23 protein-coding genes are annotated in these 23,055 nt (G+C 57.6%); 2 read left to right on the forward strand and 21 right to left on the reverse strand.

Features of this window, described 5'->3' with window-relative positions; genetic code table 11:
• Positions 1–32 precede the first annotated feature (32 nt).
• The 18 genes from TH468_RS18295 to TH468_RS18380 are packed head-to-tail and all read right to left on the reverse strand — an operon-like array spanning position 33 to position 16,958.
• Positions 33–1,277, reverse strand: a complete 1,245-nt coding sequence (locus tag TH468_RS18295) for a beta-ketoacyl-ACP synthase (RefSeq protein ID WP_085645985.1) — start codon at positions 1,275–1,277, stop codon at positions 33–35.
• On the reverse strand, positions 1,274–1,999 hold the full coding sequence (gene fabG / locus TH468_RS18300) for a 3-oxoacyl-ACP reductase FabG (RefSeq protein ID WP_085645986.1): 726 nt from the start codon (positions 1,997–1,999) through the stop codon (positions 1,274–1,276). Before fabG ends, TH468_RS18295 begins: the two co-directional genes overlap by 4 nt.
• Complete coding sequence (locus tag TH468_RS18305; RefSeq protein ID WP_168177184.1) at positions 1,996–2,487, reverse strand: 3-hydroxydecanoyl-ACP dehydratase; 492 nt, start codon at positions 2,485–2,487, stop codon at positions 1,996–1,998. The genes fabG and TH468_RS18305 overlap by 4 nt, the downstream gene beginning before the upstream one ends.
• Positions 2,484–3,713 (reverse strand): beta-ketoacyl-[acyl-carrier-protein] synthase family protein, encoded by a 1,230-nt coding sequence (locus TH468_RS18310; RefSeq protein WP_085645988.1) that lies wholly within the window; start codon positions 3,711–3,713, stop codon positions 2,484–2,486. The genes TH468_RS18305 and TH468_RS18310 overlap by 4 nt, the downstream gene beginning before the upstream one ends.
• Positions 3,710–4,300 carry a DUF3261 domain-containing protein gene (locus tag TH468_RS18315; protein WP_168177185.1) on the reverse strand — a complete coding sequence of 197 codons (591 nt, stop codon included), beginning with the start codon at positions 4,298–4,300 and terminating at the stop codon, positions 3,710–3,712. Before TH468_RS18315 ends, TH468_RS18310 begins: the two co-directional genes overlap by 4 nt.
• A 56-nt stretch (positions 4,301–4,356) precedes the next feature.
• Positions 4,357–5,595, reverse strand: a complete 1,239-nt coding sequence (locus TH468_RS18320; RefSeq protein WP_210402268.1) for an NAD(P)/FAD-dependent oxidoreductase — start codon at positions 5,593–5,595, stop codon at positions 4,357–4,359.
• Positions 5,595–7,922 carry an MMPL family transporter gene (locus TH468_RS18325; RefSeq protein WP_085645991.1) on the reverse strand — a complete coding sequence of 776 codons (2,328 nt, stop codon included), beginning with the start codon at positions 7,920–7,922 and terminating at the stop codon, positions 5,595–5,597. Before TH468_RS18325 ends, TH468_RS18320 begins: the two co-directional genes overlap by 1 nt.
• The gene (locus TH468_RS18330) at positions 7,922–8,557 is read right to left on the reverse strand and encodes an outer membrane lipoprotein carrier protein LolA (protein ID WP_085645992.1); all 636 of its coding nucleotides are present in this window, start codon (positions 8,555–8,557) and stop codon (positions 7,922–7,924) included. The genes TH468_RS18325 and TH468_RS18330 overlap by 1 nt, the downstream gene beginning before the upstream one ends.
• Positions 8,554–8,961, reverse strand: coding sequence for a thioesterase family protein (locus tag TH468_RS18335; protein WP_085645993.1), 408 nt, complete (start codon positions 8,959–8,961; stop codon positions 8,554–8,556). The genes TH468_RS18330 and TH468_RS18335 overlap by 4 nt, the downstream gene beginning before the upstream one ends.
• The gene (gene hutH, locus TH468_RS18340) at positions 8,958–10,520 is read right to left on the reverse strand and encodes a histidine ammonia-lyase (protein ID WP_085645994.1); all 1,563 of its coding nucleotides are present in this window, start codon (positions 10,518–10,520) and stop codon (positions 8,958–8,960) included. The genes TH468_RS18335 and hutH overlap by 4 nt, the downstream gene beginning before the upstream one ends.
• Complete coding sequence (locus TH468_RS18345) at positions 10,513–12,234, reverse strand: glycosyltransferase family 2 protein (protein WP_168177186.1); 1,722 nt, start codon at positions 12,232–12,234, stop codon at positions 10,513–10,515. Before TH468_RS18345 ends, hutH begins: the two co-directional genes overlap by 8 nt.
• Positions 12,231–13,919: an AMP-binding protein gene (locus TH468_RS18350; RefSeq protein ID WP_085645996.1), complete on the reverse strand. Its 1,689-nt coding sequence runs from the start codon at positions 13,917–13,919 to the stop codon at positions 12,231–12,233. The genes TH468_RS18345 and TH468_RS18350 overlap by 4 nt, the downstream gene beginning before the upstream one ends.
• On the reverse strand, positions 13,916–14,515 hold the full coding sequence (locus tag TH468_RS18355) for a hypothetical protein (protein ID WP_085645997.1): 600 nt from the start codon (positions 14,513–14,515) through the stop codon (positions 13,916–13,918). The genes TH468_RS18350 and TH468_RS18355 overlap by 4 nt, the downstream gene beginning before the upstream one ends.
• Positions 14,496–14,744, reverse strand: a complete 249-nt coding sequence (locus tag TH468_RS18360) for an acyl carrier protein (protein ID WP_062953537.1) — start codon at positions 14,742–14,744, stop codon at positions 14,496–14,498. The genes TH468_RS18355 and TH468_RS18360 overlap by 20 nt, the downstream gene beginning before the upstream one ends.
• Positions 14,745–14,746: 2 nt before the next feature.
• Positions 14,747–15,010: a phosphopantetheine-binding protein gene (locus TH468_RS18365; protein ID WP_007090636.1), complete on the reverse strand. Its 264-nt coding sequence runs from the start codon at positions 15,008–15,010 to the stop codon at positions 14,747–14,749.
• Positions 14,985–15,812, reverse strand: a complete 828-nt coding sequence (locus TH468_RS18370; RefSeq protein WP_085645998.1) for a 1-acyl-sn-glycerol-3-phosphate acyltransferase — start codon at positions 15,810–15,812, stop codon at positions 14,985–14,987. Before TH468_RS18370 ends, TH468_RS18365 begins: the two co-directional genes overlap by 26 nt.
• On the reverse strand, positions 15,805–16,548 hold the full coding sequence (locus TH468_RS18375) for a beta-ketoacyl synthase chain length factor (RefSeq protein ID WP_085645999.1): 744 nt from the start codon (positions 16,546–16,548) through the stop codon (positions 15,805–15,807). Before TH468_RS18375 ends, TH468_RS18370 begins: the two co-directional genes overlap by 8 nt.
• Before the next feature lie 8 nt (positions 16,549–16,556).
• Positions 16,557–16,958, reverse strand: a complete 402-nt coding sequence (locus tag TH468_RS18380) for a hypothetical protein (RefSeq protein ID WP_085646000.1) — start codon at positions 16,956–16,958, stop codon at positions 16,557–16,559.
• Positions 16,959–17,099: 141 nt separating this feature from the next.
• Between TH468_RS18380 and TH468_RS18385 the strand changes: the two genes are divergently transcribed.
• Together TH468_RS18385 and TH468_RS18390 are read left to right on the forward strand one after the other, a co-directional pair.
• A complete protein-coding gene (locus TH468_RS18385) occupies positions 17,100–17,636 on the forward strand; it encodes a 4'-phosphopantetheinyl transferase superfamily protein (RefSeq protein ID WP_139834762.1) in 537 nt (178 codons plus the stop codon).
• Positions 17,637–17,717: 81 nt separating this feature from the next.
• A complete protein-coding gene (locus TH468_RS18390) occupies positions 17,718–18,455 on the forward strand; it encodes a thioesterase II family protein (protein WP_139834763.1) in 738 nt (245 codons plus the stop codon).
• Between the two features lie 10 nt (positions 18,456–18,465).
• Here the strand turns inward: TH468_RS18390 and TH468_RS18395 are convergent, their stop codons facing one another.
• From TH468_RS18395 to TH468_RS18405, 3 genes are read right to left on the reverse strand one after another with little or no spacing between them, the layout of a single operon-like run.
• Positions 18,466–20,133, reverse strand: coding sequence for a cyclic peptide export ABC transporter (locus tag TH468_RS18395; RefSeq protein WP_085646003.1), 1,668 nt, complete (start codon positions 20,131–20,133; stop codon positions 18,466–18,468).
• 2 nt (positions 20,134–20,135) lie between these two features.
• The gene (locus TH468_RS18400) at positions 20,136–21,869 is read right to left on the reverse strand and encodes a cyclic peptide export ABC transporter (protein ID WP_085646004.1); all 1,734 of its coding nucleotides are present in this window, start codon (positions 21,867–21,869) and stop codon (positions 20,136–20,138) included.
• Positions 21,870–21,899: 30 nt separating this feature from the next.
• On the reverse strand, positions 21,900–22,982 hold the full coding sequence (locus tag TH468_RS18405) for a diaminopropionate ammonia-lyase (protein WP_085646005.1): 1,083 nt from the start codon (positions 22,980–22,982) through the stop codon (positions 21,900–21,902).
• Positions 22,983–23,055 lie beyond the last annotated feature (73 nt).

Genomic DNA, 23,055 nt, shown 5'->3' on the forward strand with positions numbered 1-23,055 from the left:
CAGATGCCGGGGTTTTTGTTAGGTCGGTAAATTCAGATTTGCCGGAAGATCAGGGATGTGTTGATGCCGCCAAAGGCGAAATTGTTGCTCATCATATGTTCGGCCGAAAGGCTTCTGGCGTCGCCAAAGATGTAATCAAGTTCGGCGCATTCCGGGTCGACCTGTTCAAGGTTGGCGGTGGCGACAAATTTGCCTTCGCGCATCATTTCAAGGCCAAGCCATGCTTCGATGGCACCACAAGCGCCAAGGCTGTGGCCGAAATGGCCCTTGAGCGTGTGCATCGGAATGGCGCGGTCAAACACCGCACGGGTCGCCTTGCTTTCGGCGAGGTCGCCATGATCGGTCGCCGTGCCGTGGCCATTGACGATATCGATATCCGATGATGACAGCCCGGCAGTTTCAAGCGATTTGCGAAGGGCGACTTCCATTTTGTCCGCCGCGGGCTGCGTGATATGTGCGCCGTCGGAATTGCTGGCGAAGCCGACGATTTCGCCATAGATGGTCGCCCCGCGGGCCTTGGCATGTTCGTATTCTTCCAGAATAAGTGTTCCGGCTCCTTCGCCGATCACCAGACCATCGCGCCTTGCATCGTAGGGGCGCGGCGAGAGTTCCGGGGCGTCGTTGGACGTACTTGTGGCAAACAGGGTATCGAACACGGCGACCATGGTGGGGCAGAGTTCCTCCGCCCCGCCCGCGATCATCAGATCCTGCATGCCGAATTTGATCGCCTCATACGCATATCCGATGCCCATGCTGCCCGATGTGCAGGCGGTCGAGGTCGGGATGATGCGCCCGGAAATGCCATAGAGCACGCCGATATTGACGGCTGCCGTGTGGCTCATCATCTGGATGTAGCTGGTGGCGGTGATGGCGTTGCTGTCGCCATGTTCCATCAGGCGGGTGAAGCCGAGAACGGGCGGGGTACTGCCGAAGGACGAGCCATAGGCAATGCCAAGACGCCCGCCCTGCAGGATGGCGGTATCATCACGAAGGCCCGCCATTTCAAGTGCCTTGTCAGTGGCATCGACCGACATCTGGGCGACACGGCCCATGCTGCGAAGCTGTTTGCGGCTGAATTTTCCCTTGAGCGTGAAGTCCTGCACCGGGGCGGCAAGGCGGGTACGCAGATCATATTTGCCATCCCAGTCATCCATGCGCCGGATGCCGGTTTCGCCCGCTGCCATGCGCGATGAAATGGTTTCCCAGTTATCGCCGAGCGCCGTGATGCCCGCCATGCCGGTGACGACAACGCGGCGGTTGGAGGATGTGTTGCTCATAACATGCCCCCATTCACGCTGATGACCTGACGGGTGATGTAAGACGCATCGGGGCTGCACAGAAATGCGATGGTGCCCGCGACCTCGTCCGTTGTGCCGTAGCGGCGCATCGGGATCATGGCCTTGACCTCGTCCGCGGGCAGGTCGCCGGTCATCCGGGTTTCGATCACGCCGGGTGCAACGGCATTAACGGTGATTTTGCGTTTGGCGAGTTCAAGGGCAAGCGATTTGACCGCCCCGATGATCCCGGCCTTTGACGCCGCATAATTCACCTGTCCGCGATTGCCGGCAATCCCGGCGATGGAGGTGAGCGCAACAATCCGCCCGCCCTTGCGCCGTTGAATGATCGGCATGATCAGCGGTTTGATCACATTGTAAAAGCCATCGAGATTGGTGTGCAGAACCCGGTCCCAATCATCATCTTCGAGCGCCGGGAAAGGTCCATCGCGGGTCAGCCCGGCATTGAGGATCACACCATAGGGTGCGCCATGATCGGCAATGTCGGCCTCGATTGCAGTACGCGTCGCATCGCGGTCGGCGATATCGAACCGGATCAGGCGGGCATTGCGGCCAAGGGCGATGATATCATCACGGACGGCTTCGGCCCCGGTTTGATCGGAATGATAATGGACGACGATATCAAAACCGTCGCTTGCAAGACGGCGCGCGGTAGCGGCACCGATCCCCTTGCTTGCACCTGTTACCAGAATGGTTTCTGTCATGGCTTTGTCGTTTCTTGGTTGCTGGTTGGGGTTTCGGATGCGGCATCATTTGGCTGATAGACATTGATGCGGGCACTCACAAGGGTTGCGTCACCTTTGCGAACTTCGCCGTCAAACACACCCATTTCGCCGTCTTCGAAAATGTTTTTCACATGGATGACAAGCACATCGCCATCGGCAAAGCCGTCGCACACCATGGTCATTTTGCGCGTGCCGAGCAGATAACCGATTTTGGGTGCTGTGCCGGGGGCGGCAGACTGGGCGCGCCAGCCGCTATAGGCGGCGACCGACTGGGCGATATATTCAATCCCGACATAGGCGGGGACGCCGTGCGTGGGGGTGAAGAACAGGCTGTTTTTGGTGATGCGGACTTCTGCCGTCAGGCTTTCGGCATCGGCGGCGAGAACGCGGTCGATCAGGAGCATTGGGGCCGCGTGCGGTACCAGTGTTTCGACGGGCGGGAAGGCGGGTTTTACTGACGCATTCATGCGCGGTTCCCCCGGTTCCATCCCCGGCCAAGAATGACCGAGACGTTGCTGCCGCCAAAGGCGAACGAGTTGCTCATCATCGCCAGGCAATCTGCGGGCGGCAATTTCGTGCCCGGTCTGGTCACCAGATTGATGTTGGGAATTTCGGGATCAGTCGCACCATCCCAGATATGACGCGGCAGGGGTGCGCCATCGGCGGCATCGCAAAGCGAGAGCCAGAGCATGGCGGCTTCGATGGCGCCCGCTGCACCCAGCGTATGACCGGTCATGGGTTTGGTGGAGCTTGCCGGGACGTTGGCGCCGAGAACATCGCAGACCGCACGGGCTTCCATCCCGTCATTAAGCGGGGTCGCGGTGCCATGCAGATTGATATAAGCGATGTCGGATGGTTTGAGTTTGGCATTGGAAAGCGCGTTTTGCATGGCCATGGCGGCCCCCCGGCCATCGGGATGCGGGGCATTGGGGTGATGGGCGTCGGAGCTTTCACCGACACCGAGCAATTCGATGGCACCCGTATCGGGATTGGCATTCCGGCACAGGATGAAGATCGCGGCCCCTTCGCCGATATTGATGCCATCGCGATTGATGCTCATGGGATTACAGATGCCGTTTGAAACCGATTGCAGGGCATCAAAGCCGCGCACGGTCAGACGGCAGAGGCTATCGACGCCGCCAACCAGAACCGCATCGCACAGCCCGGTATTGATCAGGCGCGCCCCGGCGGCGAAGGCCTTGGCGCTTGATGAACAGGCGGTTGAAATCGCATAAGACGGCCCGCCAAGATCAAAGGCATCGCGCAGGAAATCGGCGGGCGATCCGATTTCCTGATGGCTATACAGGAACGTTTCGGGGAAGGCACCGCCATCAAGGGCGGCTTCGTAGTCACTTGTGCCTTCTTCGATGCCCGATGTGCTGGTGCCGATGATGACGCCAATGCGGGCGCGACCAATATCGGCAATCAGATCGGTGATGTCGGTTTCGATCTGTCGGGTTGCGGCCCAAAGCAGGCGGTTGTTGCGGGTATCGTGACGGGCAAGGGGATCGGGTAGCGGTTCGGGATCATGCGTGACGGTGCCAAGGATCGTGGTGCGGTCGGGCAGGAAGCCGTCGCGTGCGATCATATCCGCCGGGCGATCCCCAAACAGGGTCGTGCGGCTTTCATCGATCCCGCTGCCAAGGGCCGATACGATGCCAAGGGCGGAAAGATAGAGCGAACCCGGCGTCATGATGACGATCCGGTCCGTTGTGAATGGATCGTGATGGCATAGCCAAACCGTTCATTGCGCAAGTTTGCCACACCCTGCCAGACATCGCGGATCGGGCGTTCGATCCGGGCGTAGGCGCGGCCACTGTCATCCATGCGAAGCATGCGTTCACCCATGGTTTCACGGATCGACATATTGCCCGGCAGGGCATCGCGCACGACATCGAGCGGCCAATAGACGATGATGATATCGGCAAGCATGCGCCTGGCATCAAGCGTTTTGGGCAGCCAGTCGGCGGTTTGAACCAACAGCGCCTCGGTCGACCAGTCGATATCAATCGCGCGACGGCCCAGATCATCGATCATGACGATGCGGACATGGTCGCGTTCAAGGGACAGGCGGGCCTGAAATGTGCCGGTTTCGCTTTCGGTGCTGCTGGTGTTTTTCCAGCTTGCCGTGACCTGCTGGGTGACGTCGATGGCGTCATCATCGGTCCATGGCTGTTCGGGCAGGGTAAATTCGTAACCCTCGTCAAGCATCACGGTTTGCGCCGGTGTTGATGTGAAGACGTCCGGCATGGAAAAGTCGGGCATTGTCAGATCGGGCATGTTCATTGTTTCACAGGCGCTCAGGCCCGTGGCAAGCATGCCAGCGACAAGGGTTTTTACGACGACGGAGCGCATAGATCGTGCAACATCTCAAGATAGCGTTCGGTTTTGGCGACCAGCGGGTTTTCCATATTCCATGCATAACCTGCAAGGATCGAAACGACCATACGTTTCAGTTGTGAATCGTCATCGGGCTGATTGAAAATGATGGTCTGTAATCGTCCATCATACCAGGCATCGACGTAAGCCCGGAACGTATCGACCCCCTTTGACAGCGGTTCGGCGAAATCCATGTTCCAGTCAACCGCCTTGCCATTATGACGCGCGATCAAGGCCTTGGCGGCCAGTTCGGCGGAATGCATGGCAATGGTGACCCCCGATGAAAAGACCGGATCAAGGAAGCCCGCCGAATTGCCAAGCAGCACATAACCATCGCCAAAAAGTTTTTCCGATTGCGCGCTATATCCGGCGATGGAATTGAGATCGCGGATTGGTTCGGCGTTGGTCAGAAGGCTTCCGAGACGTGTGTCATTGATCAGTTGATTGAAAATGTCCTGATCAGCCATGCCGGCAAAGGCCGGATCATTATCGGGATAGATCGCACCGACGGACGCGGTGCCATCGGAAAACGGGATCAGCCAGTACCAGATTTCATGACGGGTCGGATGCACCGTGATCAGGATTTTTTCACGGTCATAGCCGGGATCGGTGATGTGATCGCGCATATGGGTGAAGAGGGCACGGCGTTCAATCGACTTGCCGGGGCGGGCAAGGCCGAGCATCCGGGGAAGGACCCGGCCATAGCCGCTGGCATCGACCACGAACCCGGCGCGGAGTTCGCCCGGATTGCCGTTTTCATCGGTGAAGCCAAGGCAGCAATCGCCATCGGCAAGTTGTGCGGATGTGACGCGATGGCCAAAGCGGATATCGACCCCGGCGCGGGCGGTCTCACCTGCCAGAATCTGGTCAAAGTGGGCACGCTTAACCTGAAACGTGGTACCCCAGCAATCGGATGGTTCGAAATTCTGGCGGAAATCAATCGACATATATTGGGGCCCGCATTCGAAGACGGCACCGTTTTTAAACTGGAACCCGGCATCGGTCACGGCATCCAGAAGACCCGCGCGTTCAAGCACATTCATGCAATTGGGCAGCAGGCTTTCGCCGATGACGAAGCGCGGGAATGTTTCGGCTTCGAGCACGGTAACAGCCATGCCGGCATCATGCAGGAATTTGGCAATGACCGATCCGGCAGGTCCGGCACCGATGACGGCGATATCGCAATCGGGTCTCACTATTCCTGTCCCCGCTGGTTTTGGGTTTGCGTGCTATTATTGGTTTGTGTTGGTGCGGTCATCCAGAAGGCTAGGAACCAAGCCCCAAGTAGGCCGATGGCAATCACCGATCCGATATCGCGCACGAGCGGCACGGATGATGTGGCAAGCAGGCCAAAGGCAAGCACACTGCTGATCAGCGACAGCAATACCGCAAGGCGTGTGTCGTCGTCATGGGTTTCGTTGCGGCTTTCGGCCAGAAACAGCACGTAATCCGCGCCAATGGCAAAGACCAGAAACAGCGCCATGGTGGCAAAGAAGCTTTGGGCGATGCCAAAGGCATAACCACCCAGCACCGCAAACAGGATCGCCCCGGCGGGGGCGGCAAAAACGCAGATGCCGGTTTGAAGCCCGTAACGCAAAACGGCAAGGATCGCGGCAACACAAAGCGCACCGCCCAAGGCAATCCATGCCCACAGGCGATAGGCGGCAAACTGGTTGCTGATCGCGGTGGGCGGGTTGATCAGGGTGACGTTTTCGATATCGCCAAGGGCGGTGCGGATGGCGTCAATATCGGTGGCGTTGCGAAGGCGGATGATGTCCGAACCGCCGGAATGCAGGCGGGCGATTTCGGGCAATGTGTTTGCCGCGTTGTCATCGGGGATGAGGTAACCGGCGTTTTTATCCGGCGCGATGATCCTGACCGGCAATTGATCGGACAGGGCCGGGCCAAAGCGATCATAAAGACCGGTTGTGACAAGGTCCCGGTTTTCGGTTTGCCGGGTGATCGACGGGATCAGATCGGACAGACCTATCATGCCGCCAAGCCGGTTATCGGCGATTAGCGGTGTCAGGGCACCCCGCACCGCTTCGCCGGTTTCAAGGCGGGTTTGGGGATCGGTGCCGTCAATGCGGATGAATACGGGGCTGCCGCCAAGGCCAAGGATATCGGCAATGTTTCCGGCGTCTGATATCAGCGCGTCATTACCGTGGCCGAACTGGCGGATATCGTTATTGCCGGGGATCAGGAAGGCCGCAAGGACAAGGGAGATGATGATCGCGGCACTTGCGATCAGCCGCACGCGGATCGGGGCAAATGTTTTGCCAAGGGCGGCTTGCAGGCCATCGTGCAGTTTGCGGATCGGTGAGGATGCCTGGACATCACGGGCCGGGATCAGGGGCAGCAGGAACAGCACCGAACAATAGGCGGCCACCAGACCGGCAACCGAATAAACCGCGATCTGGGATAGCAATTGGGTGGGGCTGAGTGACAGCGCGCCAAAGCCGATCACGGATGTCAGAAGGCCAAGGCTTAGCCCCGGTCTGATTTTACGCAGCCGATCCGTGGGCGACCCGGCGGCAGAGCGCAGCACAAGGTAATGCAGGGCATAATCGACCGAAATGCCGATCATGGTCGCACCAAACACCAGCGCAATCGCATGGATCGCCGGGAAGATCGCCACCACGGCGGCGAGCCCCGCCAAAAGGCCGCTGCCGACGACGAGAAGCGCCCCCAGAAGCGGGATGGGGGAGTAGAATACCAGCCCGATCATCACAAGGATGCCGATGGTCGCGATGATCGCGATGCGTTGCACATCGGATTGCGCGCGGGTGGCTTCCGCCACGGCAAAGAAAATCTGGCCGGTTTTGGCGGTATTCAGGCCGGGGGTGACATCGGTGATGGATTGCAGGGCCGCGTTGGCCCCGGTGACCCATGCCCGATCCGTACCGGCACTTCGCAGGTCGGGTGACAGGCTTGCCATCACCGGCAGGTAAAATTGCCCGTCGCGCGCGATCACGTCATTGCCGGTGCCAAGCTTGGCGCCAAGGTCGGACAGGAAGGCGGGCAGCAGGGCAAACGGGTCCTGTTTTAGCGACTGGCTGCTGAGTGTTGTGGCCGGGGAATAGAGGTTCTGGATGGCGCGGCGATAAAGGGTTTCGGCGTTGCCATTTGCCAGCTTTTCGCGATCAGACGGGGATAGCAGGCTGTTGGCATGCGGGCCATAAAGCGCCATCAGATCGGCAAAGCGATCATTGTTGTGACCGGGGAGCGTGATGGTTTGCGTGCCATCAAGGGCCGCGATCCGGCCCGCGAAATCAGTGGCGGCGGTTTCAAGTGTGTCGCGATTGGCGTGCGAGAGCATGAAGATCGCCTGCTGACCATCATTTGCCAGCAGATGGCGGACGGTGGCGATGTCGCTTTGCGGGGCGTCCGGCATGGCGTTTTCCTGCCCGATCAGGGACAGAATATCGGCATCGATCCCGGTATGGCCGCCGCGTAATTGCCACGCGGTAAAAACCGCCATCGCGATCAGGCACAGGGCCCAGAGGGTTGCGCGCAATGCCATTACTGAACCGGGCCGGTCAGAAGGTCGGCAAATTCGGGCGGCAGCGGCAGGCCTTGCAATGACTGATCGGAAAGGGTGATGGCATCATGATCGCCGGTCGGTTTTTCGAGGCGGACATTTTCAACAAAATCGGTGCCGGTGGCGGTGATTTTGCTGATCTGGTTTTCGATGGTGCTGCCGTCCTTGGGTGTCAGGATGACCTGCCATGTGCCGTTTTCGATTGTGTCCCTGGTGATGTCAAAACGCTGTTCCAGCGGTTGCCAGTTACCGGCAAGGACGGCCGAAATCAGTTCGACAAACTGGCGGAACTGATCACCGCGTGCCAACTCGTCGCGGTTGCCCTGATCATCGATCCGGGTGATGCCGTGATCATCAAGGATCGTGGTGCCGGGAAACGGGGCAAGGGTGCGCCAGACCAGTCCGTTTGCAGGGGACAGGACGAAATCACCGTTCGAGGAAAGCGGTTTGTCAAAGCCGTCAAGATGGCGGTCCATGGTGAAGGAGCCGCCGAGATATTGTTCGGTGCCGATGGTGGCCGGGGCCGGAATATCATCCGCCCGTGCGGTGCCGGTCATGCTGGCAGCCAGCAGGGTGGCGGTTGCGACGGATGCGATCAGGCGGCGTATCGGGGTCAAACAAGGGCCTCCATCTTTTCGATGAAGAAATCGGGGCTGCGGTAAAGCATTTCGCCGCTGGATTTTTCGACCGCGACCTGAATGGTGAAGCCCTTGGTCAGCTTTTCACCGGTTTTGCTGTCGCTGACCAGATAGTCGATTTTAAGCCGGTTTTCATATTCGCGAAGTGTGGCTGTGATCGTGATGTTCTGCCCGAAGGTGCAGGGGCGGACATATTTGACCCGCATATCCACCACCGGCCAGACATAGCCCGACGCATCCATTTGCGGGTAATTATAGTCGATCCGATCCAGAAGCGCGCATCGGGCATTTTCGAAGAACTGCACGTAATTGCCGTGCCAGACGACATTCATCGGATCAAGGTGATAGAACTGCACAGTTTCGGTGACCGACGCACTGATCATGATGCCAGATCCCCGCCATAAAGCGCCCAGTGGCGCGATTGAATGCGGTCGATCAGAAGGCGAAGGGTTGTTTCAAGCGGCTGGTCTTCGGCGATAAACGGGATGTCGTTGCCAAGGGCGTCAAGGAAGGCGGTGATGTCACTGCCAAGCTGATCGGGTTTGATGTCGCCGTTTTTAAGGCGAAGCGTGATCGCCTGTTTGACGGCAATCAGATTGGCGGCGGCGACCTGTTCGGTCAGTTGCAGGATGCGCAGGCAATCACGCGCGGCAATCGTTCCCATGCTGACCTTGTCCTGGTTATGGCATTCGGTCGAACGGGAAAAGACGCTGGCGGGCATGGTGTTCTTCAATGCTTCTGCCGTCCAGGCGGAAACGCCGATCTGCACGGCCTTCAGCCCATGATTGATCGAAGCGCGATCGGCATCCGATCCCGACAGGTTCGATGGCAGACCATGATTGAATTTGGTATCGACCAGAAGCGCCATTTGCCGGTCCATCAGATCAGCCAGATTGGCAATCAGGGTTTTCATGCCATCGGCGACAAAGGCAACATGCCCGCCATAGAAATGACCACCATGCAGGATGGTTTCGCCTTCGACATCAATCAGCGGGTTGTCATTGGCACTATTAAGTTCGGTTTCGAGCGTCGCGCGGAAGGTCGGCATCATGTCGGCCAGAACGCCGATGACATGCGGCGCACAGCGCAGCGAATAGCGATCCTGCAACCGAGCCGGGGCATAATTGGTGCCCAGATCAGCAAGGTCGGTTTCGATAAAGGCGGCAATGCGGGCCTGCCCCGGATGGGGTTTTGCAGCAAACAGGCGTTTGTCAAAATGGGCGGGATTGCCCAGCAACCCGATAGAGGCAAGTGCTGTAATGCGTGCGGTCAGGCGGCACAGATAATCGGCACGCACGAATGCCTGACACATCATGGCGGTCATGACCGACGTGCCATTCATGATCGCCAGGGCTTCCTTTGGACGCAGCGTTAACGGCGTTAACCCGGACGCAGCAAGCGCATCAAGGGCGGTCATTTTCTGGCCGCGATAAAGCACATCGCGTTCGCCAATCAGGGCGGCAGCCACATAGGAAAGCGGGGTCAGATCGCCGCTGGCACCGACCGATCCTTCTTCGGGGATCAGCGGCGTGATGTCATGTTCGAGAAGGCCGGCAAGCTGGCGCAAAAGATCAAGGCTGACACCGGAATAGCCGGTGCAAAGGGATGCAAGGCGGACGGCAAGGACAGCGCGCGCCTGATCGGGCGTGAGGATGTCGCCAAGGCCGCAGCCGTGAAACCGGCTGAGATGCAGCGGCAGTTCGGCGACCAGTTCGGGCGGCACACGGCGCGAGACGGAATCACCATAGCCGGTGGTGACCCCATAGATATGGCCGTGATCGCGCAATTCCCGATCAAGGAAATCGGCCCCGGCCTGAATGCGGGTGGTGAATTCCGGGTCGGATGACAGGACGGGCAGGGCGCGTTGTTCGGCAAGGGCAACGATATCTTCGATGCGCAGGTTTTCCTCGCCAAACAGGACAGTGGTGCGGCTGTTATTCATTGTTGTCCTTTTTATTCGCCCAGAAGTCATAGAAATTGAACCATTGCAGCGGCCGCGTCACAACAAGCTTTTCAAGCCAGTTTGCATATTGTTCGGCATATTCGGTGATTTTACCGACCCGGTTGGCACGCGGCAGGGTTATTTTATCGGCCAGTTTTTCCCACGCGATTTCAAACCGGTTTCCGTTACGCCATGCCGCAGCCATATAGACCGGGCATTGCAGCAGATGGGCCAGAACAAACGGCCCCTGCGGGAACGGGGCCGGATCGCCCAGAAACGGTACACTTACCGATTTATCACGTGCACCGATGGCAACGCGATCCGCCGCAATCACGATCCATTCGCCGCGTTCGACCTTTTCACGCAGCAGCATTGCGGTATCGGGGCCGATTTCGGTGACCTCGATCAGGTCAACCTGGCTTTCGGGGGCGAATTTTTGCAACACCCGGCCAAAGCGGGCGGCATTTTTCTGATGCAACAGCACATTTACGCGAAAATCGCGGTCGCGGCTGGCAATCGCCCGGACCAGTTCGATATTGCCGAAATGGGATACGAACAGAATGATCGCCTGATCACGCGGGATATAGGAAAACAGGCTGTCGGCGTGATCGGGCAGGTCCAGATCATCGATCTTCATTTCGCCCGACCAAGCGGCGATTTTATCCAGCGCGCTTTCGCCGAAATTCATGAAATGACGGAAACTGTCACGCAGGCCCGGTCTGGGTTGGCCGGTGACGGCGGCAATCCGGGTCAGGAAATCCTGCGAAGCCCGCCTTGCAATCCGCCCGGTGGCAAAGAAATAGGCGATGATCGGAAACATCACCACCATGCAGAGCCGACGGCCACCATAACGATAAACCATGCCAAGGAACCGGATGCCCCAATACATGCCGCGTTCATCAATTTCCGACCAGTGCCGGGCGGATTTGGCCCCGGTTTCAGGATGTTTTTCGGGATCAATACCGGTGCGGTGTTTCTGCCCGAAATGACCACCACGCGCAATGAAGCCCGGCAGGCGCAGCAGCATGCCAAAGAACAGCCGGGTGTGCATCCAACTGATCAGGACATTGTCCTTCCACATGCGGAAGTTCGATGTGTTGTTTTCAGGATATGTTACTTCGGTCGGGACGTGATGGATCGGGACACCGCGCCAGTATAGGCGCACCATCAGTTCGGTATCGAAATCCATCTTGTGGCCGCAGCCTTCTTCGCGCCAGACGGCAAGGCTTTCGGAGACCGGATACACGCGAAAGCCGCACATGCTGTCGCGGATGTGGGTGGATAATGTTTCGATCCAGACCCAGACATGGGAAATCCAGCGGCCGATACGGCGTTTTTCGGGGATGCTGTCATCATAGACCGGAAGGCCGGTGATGAGGGCAGCCGGGTCTTCGCGGGCGATGCGGATCATTTCTTCGATCCGGTCAAGATTGTGCTGCCCGTCGGCATCGACCTGAATAGCGTGGGTGAAACCGGCGCGTTCAGCCATGGCAAGGCCCGCCATCACCGCTACACCCTTGCCGCCATTTTCATCAAGATGCTGACAGGTAACCCCGTTTTCGGGATCGTGAAGGGCGGCGACAACGTCGTGTGTCTGCGTGTTTGATCCATCATCAATGATGATCACCGGCAGATCATATTCGCGGATGCGCGCCACAACATCAGCCAGGACGTCATGGTGGTTATGGGTCGGGATGACGGCACAGATTTTCATGAGGCAGCCTCGCGCCATTTCAAAATACCGGAGCTATGATCACCTTCGGCGTCGGAATGATAGCGGAATTTGATTTTCGCGTTGTCGCGGTCGCAATCAAGTTCCAGCATCACGGTCGATCCCGGTGTGATCGGCTTTCGGTATTTAAGTTGTGTTACTTCACCGATGGTAACCGGTACATCAAACACGGCTGCGGCCTGATCCACGGCCCAGTGCAGTTGCACGACCCCGGGCAGAAGCGGCATGCCGGGAAAATGGCCGCGGAAATAAAGCATATCCGCTGGCAGGCGCAGCGACAGATTGACCCGATCCTCATCACGATCCTGTATAACGATTTCAGGCATCACGGGTTCCATATCGGCAAAAAGTGCACGCAGCAAATGAAGCGGGCGCTTGCCTTGACTGTCGGATGGCAGCTGATCGACAAAGCGCCAGCGTTGCGGCAGGGCAGCGTCGTCTTCGAATTTGGCGATTTCACGCCGCAATTGGCGTCCCATGCGAAACCGCCCGATATCGGCCAGCATATTCTGGCCTTCCGGCGACAGCACCGCGACCACGCCAAGGCGGCGGTCATTTTCATCAGGGATAAGTGCAATGGCGTCTTCGACCAGATGGCTTTGGCGCAGATGGCGTTCAACCGCACCCAGCGAAATGCGTTTGCCTTCGACCTTGACCACCCGGTCGGCACGGCCATGCAGGGAGAAGGTGCCGGTTGCGTCATTGATCTTTGCGATGTCTTCGGTTTGATACCAATCATCGCCCGCAATATGGGCGGCACGCACGCGAAGGCACCCGGCCTCATTCAGCGCGACTTCAACACCCGGCAGAGGATGCCACGGGCAGTCATCGCCGGTCTGCTGACGGTGGGCGATGCCACCGGTTTCGGTGCTGCCGTAAATTTCGGTCGGGCAGGTGCCGAGCATGGCGGTGGTTTCGGATGCGGCGGCAAGGTCAAGCGGACCGCCTGATGAAAAGATCAGTGAGGGGCGCGGTACATCTGCCAGATCGGGATGCAGGTTTTTAAGATGCGCGGGACTTGTGATCAGGACATCGCCATCATTGATATCGCCCTGCATCATTTCCCAATAGGGTGCGGGATCGGCGGTAAAGACACGGCCCTTGATCACCGGCCAGACGATGCGGAAAATCAGGCCATAGATATGCTGATGCGATACCAGCCCGACAATGCGCGCGCCGTTTGGAATGTGTGGCTGCCAAAGCGGTTCCTGTATGGTGATTTCGGCTTCGATCAGGGCCAGTGTTTTAGGGATCGGCTTGGCATCCCCGGTCGAACCAGATGTAAAGAATACCGCGCGGCAATCGGTTGCGGCGGGCAATGTCATGTGGCTGCCGGTATTGGTCGGGGTAGCCGCAGCAAGTCTTTCGAGGATGGCGGCGTCATCCAGATACAGATCGAACTGGCTGCTGATGCCATCAAGATAGGCGGGGCGGTCGGTTGCGGGGAAAATCACGGTCGCACCCGCACGCCATGCCGCGGTGATCGCGATCAGGAACAGACGGGCCGACTGGCAATGGATGGCGATGCGCGAAGATGGGTGCAAGGTTGGGGACAGCCGGTCGATATCTGTCAGGATATCACCCGCACAGAAGACCCGGCCGCCTTCGACGCAAAGGGCGGTGGCGGCGTTTTTCGGATCATGCAGGTTTGCGATAAAGCCGGTCATGGGGTTTCGATATTGTTTCCGGTTTTGCGATCATGGCGGGCGCGCAAGAAACGGCGGACCGGCCATTCGCCAATGAACAGGATGCCGATCAGGCCATAGGACAGAAGCCCATTATAAAGCGTCCAGATTTCCATGCTCGCATAAAGTGCCGTCCATGTGGCAATCATCGCGTTGAGCGCGAAGAAGCCGATCCAGACTTTGGTCAGTTTGCGCGTATAGGCAACCGAATAGGCATCAAGATCGGGCATTTTAAGCTGTGCCAGGCGTTCGACCATCGGGCGTTCGGTAAACAGTGTAACGGTAAAAACCGTGCCCATGGTCAGGCTGACGATCACCGGATAAAAGCGGATAGCGACCAGTTCGCTTGCGATGCCGCCTGCGGCGACAATGACGGCGACCAGAACCGCAAGACCGGCAGGCCCATAACGTTTTTGCAGCGCAAATGAAGCGGCACGCAACAGAACGAGGATCAGAAGCCCGATCAGGATGATCTGCGGGGAAAAGACCGTCAGTCCGAAATAGACCAGAACCGGATAGATGATACCCAGTATGGCAAGCAGGATGGTCGCGATCCGTTTAGGAACTGACCAGGTCATGGATCTTCTCGACGACGTCATCGACGGTGCGGACAGACCGGAATTCCATGGCCGGGATTTTCTTGCCGGTGATTTCCTGGAATTTGACGATCAGGTCGACGGCATCGATGCTGTCGAGGTCAAGGTCTTCGAACAGGCGGGCGTCCGGGGTGATATCCTCGGACGGGACTTCGAAAAGTTCGACAAGGTAATCGTGAAGCTGCTGATAAACGTCCTGGCGACTTTGCATGATTACCCCTCCTTGCCCGATGCCTGAATGAATTTCGCCAGATTGCGCACGGATGCAAAATGGGTTTTCACATCTTCGTTCTTCGCATCAATCCGGACATCGTATTTTTTCTGGATCGCAACGCCAAGTTCAAGGGCATCGATGGAATCAAGGCCTAGCCCATCGACAAACAGGGCTTCTTCGCTGTCGATATCCTCGACACTTATGTCTTCGAGATTAAGCGTCTCGATAATGAAGGCTTTAAGTTCTGTTTCCAGCGAAGTCATGCGTCAGTCTGTCCAGATAATAATCCTTGATGATCCGGGTCAGCAAACGGGCCTGTCTGGCACGGCTTAATGTCGGATCAGCAATGTCCCCAAATGATAGCGGTGCATCGACCACCAGCCGAAAGCGGATTTTCGACGGCGGAATGCGATACCACGGTACCCCCTTTTTCAAGGTATCGTGATTACAGTGCACAACCACAGGAATCAAGTCGACTTGTGTTTCTATCGCGATATTCGCTACCCCGCGTTGCAATTGACCCAGTTTGCGGCGGCTGGGTGTACGGGTTCCTTCGGGGAAAATCAGGATGCAGGCACCGTTTGCGAGATGATCGCGCGCCTGCGATATCAGGTTTTCCGGGTCATCATTATTGCGAATGAAACCAGCCGCACGTACCACACCGGCCATGAACGGATTGCGAAACAGTTCGTGTTTGACGACACACTGGCAGCTATCCATCTGGGCCAGGATCATCACGACATCGAGCAATGTCGGGTGATTGGCAATGATCAGAACACCACGCGCGGATCGCAGGCGTTCGATATTTTCGGTTTCGGCGACGGCCACACCGGTGACATCAAGCATCCATGTGAAAAGGCGAAAGCCGCGGCAGATGACAAACTGGGCATAGCGGCGCCGTTTGGCGCGGTTGCGCAGGATGACCATCATGGCGGGGAAGATGGTGATGGCCATCAATAGCCCGCCCAGACCAAAGGATGAAAAGGCAAAGCCGGTCGCCAGCAGCCGCCAGTACCAGTTAAAGCCCTTTGACGGCTTTGTCGGCCGACCCCGTGTTTCAGCCATGCGGTTGCATTGCCCAGCCACCAGACTGACCCGGCAGGTTCAGACCGGCTTTTGACGATGCCCCCAGACAGGCGGCAATCGCGCGTGCCTGCCGGTGGGGCTGAACGGCGGGATCATGATCGGGGATCGGATCGAACCAGAACATTTTGCCATCTGATTCCGATGGCTGATCAAAGCGGATGGCAAGGGCGGTGCCGGAAATATCGTCGGGGTCCTGATCCTGATAGATGTCGGGCAGTGGCAGGTCGACATAGCACAGGATGACCGGGCCATCTTCGCTGGTGAGCTGGCATAATGTTTCGGTGAGCGCCGCGATCAGGCTGTCATTGCCGGCTGAGATTGCGGTGTGGCTTTGGGTGATCGACCAGTTGATCGAGGCAACCCCGACCAGCGCGTTATGCACCGACATGCTGAAATCGGCGGGTGAAAGGGTTTCGTTTGTTGCGACCTGATTAAGGAGTTTCAGCGTGCGGTCAATATTGCCGTGGCGTGATGCAAAAACGATATGCGGGTTATCGCCGTCACGGATCGTATGGCCGAGCACCTCGGCGGCGGCGCGACCATAAAGGTCAAGACGCCGCCGCCAGGCGGGTTTCAGGCTGCGCGCCAGATTGGCGCTGGTCATATCGTCTATCGGGATTTCGGTATGCCCGGCTGTTCCGGATTTCAGGACCGCGCGATCATCGCGGTCTTCCCAGAAAGCCCAGTGCGAAATTCTGGCGTGCAGCAAACTCATATCCAAACCTAGTTGGCAAGTACGGCCTTTGCCGATACCTCGCGCAAGATATCCTGTCTCAGATTGTTGACCCAGCGATTGTAATTATTATGAATCGAAGTGCCATCATAGTTCAGATTGGTGCTGTCGACATAGGAAATGGAAAATTCGGACTGGTCAAAATCGATTTCAACCTTGGCCAGATGATCGCGCGGGGAATAGGTGGCGATCAGTTCACCTTCAGCCTTGCGTTGAACGATCCATTCACGTTCGCCGGCGGCCTTGATGATGCTTTCTTCTATCTGTGCCATGCTGAGTTTTGACGCATCAGCCGGGAAGGGCTGACTGCTGACATTCTGAACCGGGGCGGTGCGGCACGCGGCAACAACAAGTGCCAGCAAACCGACGACTGCAAATTTCAAACTGCGCATATCCAACCTGCCTTTTATTGATATTATCCGATTGATCCGGTTGATCGGATCAATTATCGCGTTTTTTATTGCCCGAGCCGGGCAGACCTCCCTGATTTAATGAACCCGTCGCCAACAAAACAACCAAAACTTGCCAGATACATGAAAAAAAACGCAATCATCGATGTCAAGACCGCGTTTGGGGGCAACGTTTTATGGTGCTGGCAGCGGATCGATGATCTGAAGGAGGATCGCGCGGAAAAACGCCGCCAAAGTTCGGCCCGCGCGTGGCAGATGCTGGGCGATCTTGGACATTATATCTGGCCGGATATCGACGGGGATGGGACATATGAAACCGTGCGGCAAAGTTCCGGCCGGCCCGGCCTGATCATTGATGGTGTGATCCATTGTGCCAGCATCAGCCACAGCCGCGACCTTGTGGCGGTGGCGATTGCCAAAGACCCGGATGCCATGATCGGCATCGATATCGAATATCGTGACCCGAGCCGTGATATCGAGGCCCTGTCGTGCTGGCTGTTTGACGGGGATGCGATGGGCCGGGATTTTTATCAGGGCTGGTGCGATTACGAGGCGGCATTCAAGGCAACGGGCGAAACCGACCCATTGGCACAGGCACGCGCCACATTGATCGCGATTGACACCATTGATGGATTTTCCGGGGCGCTGGCGCGGGTTTGATGAGGCCGGATTTTAGCGGCTTGAATTTGCGCGATAATATTGCGACAGGTAAAGCTGTCGGCAATTGGGGCGGAAAGAAACATGACGCAAAATGTCTGGGTCGGTCAGAATATCACGGCGGGTGCCCGGTTGCGGCTGTTCTGTTTTCCGTTTGCCGGGGGTGGTGCGTTGGCCTATCGGCCGTGGCTGACGCAATTCCCCGATGATATCGATGTGGTGCCGGTCAATCTGCCGGGGCGCGAACAGCGGTTTGGCGATCCGGTGATTGATGATCTTTCGGCGATGGTTGAGGCCGTCGCCGCGGGATTAAAGCCTTTTATGGATCGGCCGTTTGCGTTTTTCGGTTATTCGATGGGGGCGCTGATTTCCTATCATCTGGCCTGTCATCTGCAACAGGCGGGGATGACCGTGCCGGTTCATCTGTTTGTTGCCGCAAGGCGGGGGCCGAATGTGGCCGGGCATCGGGCGCCGTTGCATCATCTGTCATCGGATGAGTTCTGGCAGGGGATTGCCAATTATGGCGGGACGCCCACCGAAATTCTGGAAAATGCGGAATATCGCGCCCTGTTTGAGCCCAGCCTTAGGGCGGATTTCAGATTGTCGGAAACCGCGGTTTCGACCGGATTGTCCAAACTGTCCTGCCCGATTACCGCCTTTGGCGGGGCGGATGATCCGAACCCGGTACCGGATGAACTGGATGACTGGGCGGCGGCAACCACGGGCGACTTTGCCAAGCATGTTTTGCCTGGCGGGCATTTTTTCCTGCGTGATGCCGGGGATGATATCGTGCGCGTGGTCAAGGATGCGCTGATTGCGTGATGGATCAGGCTTAGGTGGTTTGACGTCCGTCGACAAATTCGCCGTCACGGACATGATAGATCGTATCGGCGGTATCAAACCAGCGATCATCATGGGTCACACAGATGATGATCTTGCCCTGTTTGCGCAAGGAGGGCAGGATTTTTTCATAGAAGACCGAGCGGAAATGCGGGTCCTGATCGGCGGCCCATTCATCAAGGACAAGAACCGGCTTTTCTTCGAGCAGGGCCGCAATCAGGGCAAGGCGTTTGCGTTGCCCCTGTGACAGCGAGGTCGTTGAAAAGGCGTTGTCATCGAGTTCAACCTTGTCGTCGATTTCCATCTGTTTGAGCAGTGTTTGAACCCGCTTCGGATCGATATCATCAATGCCGTAGAGTTCGCGAAACAGGTGATAGTCCGACAGCACGGTCGCGAAATGATCGCGATAAAGCTGCAGGGCGTCGGTCGGCACCGGGCAGTCATTGACCATGATTGATCCGCCTGCCGCCGGGCGAAGGCCGGTCAGGACCGCGATGATCGTCGATTTTCCCGCCCCATTGCCGCCGGTGATAAAGGTGATTTCACCCTTTTTGAAGGTGGCGTTGATCGGGCCGACGGCAAAACCCGGGCTGTCCGACGTGCCGGGATAGGAGAAACGAACGTCACGCAGGCTGATTTCGGCGATATTGCCAAGGGCATCCTGGAATTTTTTTAGGGTTTCGGGCGATGACGTGCCGTTCGTGGCCTCCTGCGCGTGTTGGGCGTCAAGGGCGTCTTCGAGCTGATCATCGATATCCTTGATCTTGCGTAGTGCCACATCGGAATCAGTAAAGCTGGGCACGGCGGCAACCACCGCCCCGATCGGGCCGATCATGAACAGGGCCGCGGTCGTGGTTTGCACGGCAACGTCATGATAGTCCGATGTGAAAATCGGAACGATGAACACCATGGCCGCCATCATCCCGTAGAAAGCCAGCTGGATCAGGGCGAATTCGCGCGACCACTGGGCCTTGACCACGGATTTGGTATCGCGTGCCCGGATGGATCGCTCATTGAGCGCACCCAGAAGTGCGGCACGACGCCGACTGTTCATTTTGACTTCCTTGAAGCCATGCAGAAGATCGGACAACCCGCCAAAGAGCAGGTTTTCATCATCAATCGCATCACGGGTCGCATCATTGATTTTACGGATGCGTTGCAGGTGGATGGTCGAAACCACGATGGCCAGAACCGAAATCATCACAAAGGCAAAGGTCGACAGCCACGCAAGATAGGCCGCGACACAGATGATCAGGACCACCTGCTGTACGCCGTTCAGCATCAGGGGCAGGGCGGCGGATACGGTTTGCATTTCCTGGGTCAGCGCGGTTTGAACCGCACCCTGTCCGACCCTGGATAGGGTATCGGGGGCGGCTTTTCGCACGCGATCAAACATGCCAAGGCGAAGCTGATGGAGGATGTGTTCCACCTCGGCGGCGATCATGTCGCTGGATTTCTTCTGGGCCCAGATATAGCCGATCAGCGACAGGCCCATCATGCCGAGATAGCGCATGCTGGCAACGCCGTCTTCGGCCTGTTCGGCGGCGAGGTTGACGATGATCAGTACCATGGTGGTGGCAATCGATGCCAGTGACAGCAGGCCCACGGCATGGCGCAGATCGATGCGGGTTCTGGATCGCAGAAGATCAATAAGCAGCATGATCAGATCCTTCCACGCGGGTCGTTGCGGTCAATTTCGTGCAGGGTGCCTGCTTCGAGATGCAGGCGGCGGTCGGCAGCATCGAAATAATGGTCGTCATGGGTGACGGCGATGATGGTTGTGCCGCGTGCCTTTATCTGTGGCAGGATTTCGTAATAGAATTTTTTACGGAAATACGGGTCCTGATCGGCGGCCCATTCATCGAGAACAAGGATCGGGCGATGTTCGAGCAGGGCGGTGATCAGGCCCAGCCGTTTGCGTTGCCCGGCCGACAGGGCGGTGGAAACGAATTTGCCATCGCGAATGCCCGTCACATGGGACAGTTCAAACAGGTTCAGCCAGTGGGAGGCTTCGTCGGGATCAATTTCGGCCGATCCGTGCAATTCCGAAAACAGGTGGAAATCGGAAAACACGGTGGCGATCTTGTCACGGAAGGACGCGATGGTTTGCGCGCCAAGCTGGATATCATCAAACCGGATGGCCCCGGATACCGGCCGATAAAGGGCGGTCAGAAGCTTGATCAGGGTCGATTTTCCCGCCCCGTTGCCGCCGGTAATAAAGATCAGTTCGCCCTTTTTGACCGAGAGGCTGATCGGGCCAAGCATGAAGCCGTGGCGCGGGTCGCGGTTGGGATAGGTAAAGCAGACATCCTCGAACGCGATATTTGAAAATGTATCGGGCAGTCTGGTGCCGTTTTCTTCAACCGGTTCGGCAATCGCGCGCAAATCCTGTGACAGGGTGACCATGCGCGCAGCAGCCTGTTCCGCCGAACCCAGCACCGCCATTGCCTGCACCACGGTGCTGATCGGGCCGATCATGAACAGGACGGCCGTGCTGACCTTTGATATCGTTGATCCGAAATTGTCGGCATAGACCGGCACGATAAAGACGATCACGGCCAGCAGGACATAAAAGGCCGTCATACCCATGATCATCTGCCGAAACATCAGGCTGTGGGTTTCAGCGGTGATCTGTTCCTTTTGCAGTGAGTTTGCCGAAAAGGCATTGAAAAGGGTGCTGCTGCGCGACGACCACATGCGAACTTCGCGGATGCCGGAAAACAGATCGGCAATCTTGCCAAACAGGGCATTTTCGGCGTGATGGAGTTTGCCAAACCACATGCCGAGTTCTTTGCCCATGCGCAGGTAAATGACGATCCCGGCCCCGATCACCAGCACGATCAGGAAAAAGGCCAGCGTGGAGAGCCAGAAAACATAGCACATTACCGCAACGACCAGCAGAAGGGATCGGAACGACATGCCGATCATGTGCGAGTTTTGCGAAATGACCTGTGTGCTTTGGGTAATGCTGTCAAACAGGCGGGCTTGACCAAAGGTTTCAAGCTGTGCAAAGTCGGCATGCGCAATCTGATCAAGCAGTTTGCGGCGCACCTTGTCGATGCCCTGTTCGATCTGGGTCGAGATATTGGCGAGCAGGAAAACTTCGGCCAGGAAATAGACGACGGCAAGGGCGATGAAGCCGCCTGCCAGAAGCCAGTCAACCCGGTCCACGCCGTTATCGGCGATGCCTTCGGCGGCGGTATTGACGAGCCCCAGCAGAACCGCACTGCCCGCACCCGATAGCGCACCGGCAAAGGCAAGCCGGGCCATCAGTCTGTTATCTCCCCAAGACAACAGTTCAAGCAATTTCATCTGTTTGCAGTCCCCATAGAACCCGACGCGGGTGTTTGCCCGCGACTGTACCGGTGCCCGGCAGGGCTGTCCAGTCGGTGGCATAACGGAAAGCCTTTTTCGCGTCGAAAGAATTCAGATCGTTGCGCGGTAGGGCAGCGGAATGGGGCCTTCGCTGTTGATCACAAGCACGTTGCTTTGGGCATTCAGACCAAAACGGGCGCGAAGATCGTTGTTTTTTGCCACATGCCAAAGCCCGGCAATTCCGGCAATTCCGGTATCCCATGTTTCAAGCGGGGCGTCGCCATTGATCCCGGCGGAAAGCGCGTTCTGAACCAGAAGGGCAACATCATCATCAATCGCGATGCTTTGGGTGGAGACTTCGCGCAGGATTTCAAATGCCGGAAGACTCGGTTTGCCACATGAAAGCCCGATCATGCGGGTCAGGAGTTTGCCCGGAACCGATGTCAGTTCGCCGGTTGCGAGGCTTGCCTGAATGCAGGCTGCGTTTGTTGCCTCTACCGTGCAGACATTCGGTTTCTGGCCGCTTTCATGCCAGAGCCCGATGGCGCAACCCGCCGCCATTCCGCCGACCCCGCATTGCAGGAAAACATGATCGGGGGTGATGTTTTCAGCCTGAAGCTGCCGGGCGCATTCGATCCCCAGAACCGCGTAACCCGCCATGATGTCGCGGGTAACGTCGAGTTCGTGGCCATAGTCGGTATCGGTGATCAGAAGCACGTCGGTCGATTGTGAGGCATTTTCGGCGGCAAGGACCGCATCGTCATAGGTGCCATCAATCCGGACGATTTCAGCGCCGTTATCGATGATGCGCGTGATGCGGGCCTGATCGACTTCGGACCCGACATAAATCCGCGCATGACAGCCGAATTTCCGGGCCGCCCATGCAACGGCAAGGCCGTGATTGCCATCGGTTGCGGCGACGGCGGTATAGCCTGCGCATTGGGGGCTTCCGGGGATGAGACCGCGTTTCAAAAGCTGCTGTTTCAGGCCATAGGGGGCCCCAAGTGCCTTGACCCCGCCGAGACCGAACCGTTTGCTTTCATCCTTGATCCAGACGGTGCCAAGACCCAGTTCGCGGGCCAGGCCAGTGGCGCGGATCAGCGGGCTTTGGCAGTATTCCGGCCAGGAGGATATCAGGTCGAAAGCCTGATAAATATCGTTGCGCCCGGGATCAAGGGCGATGATGGACGTCATCGTCTTCTCCGAAATCTGGCCGTGGTCCGGTTTTATATTATATGTCCCTGTGGTTTATGAGGGGCGTATGATG

This window comes from Thalassospira sp. MCCC 1A03138, assembly GCF_002115785.1.
Taxonomy (GTDB): domain Bacteria; phylum Pseudomonadota; class Alphaproteobacteria; order Rhodospirillales; family Thalassospiraceae; genus Thalassospira.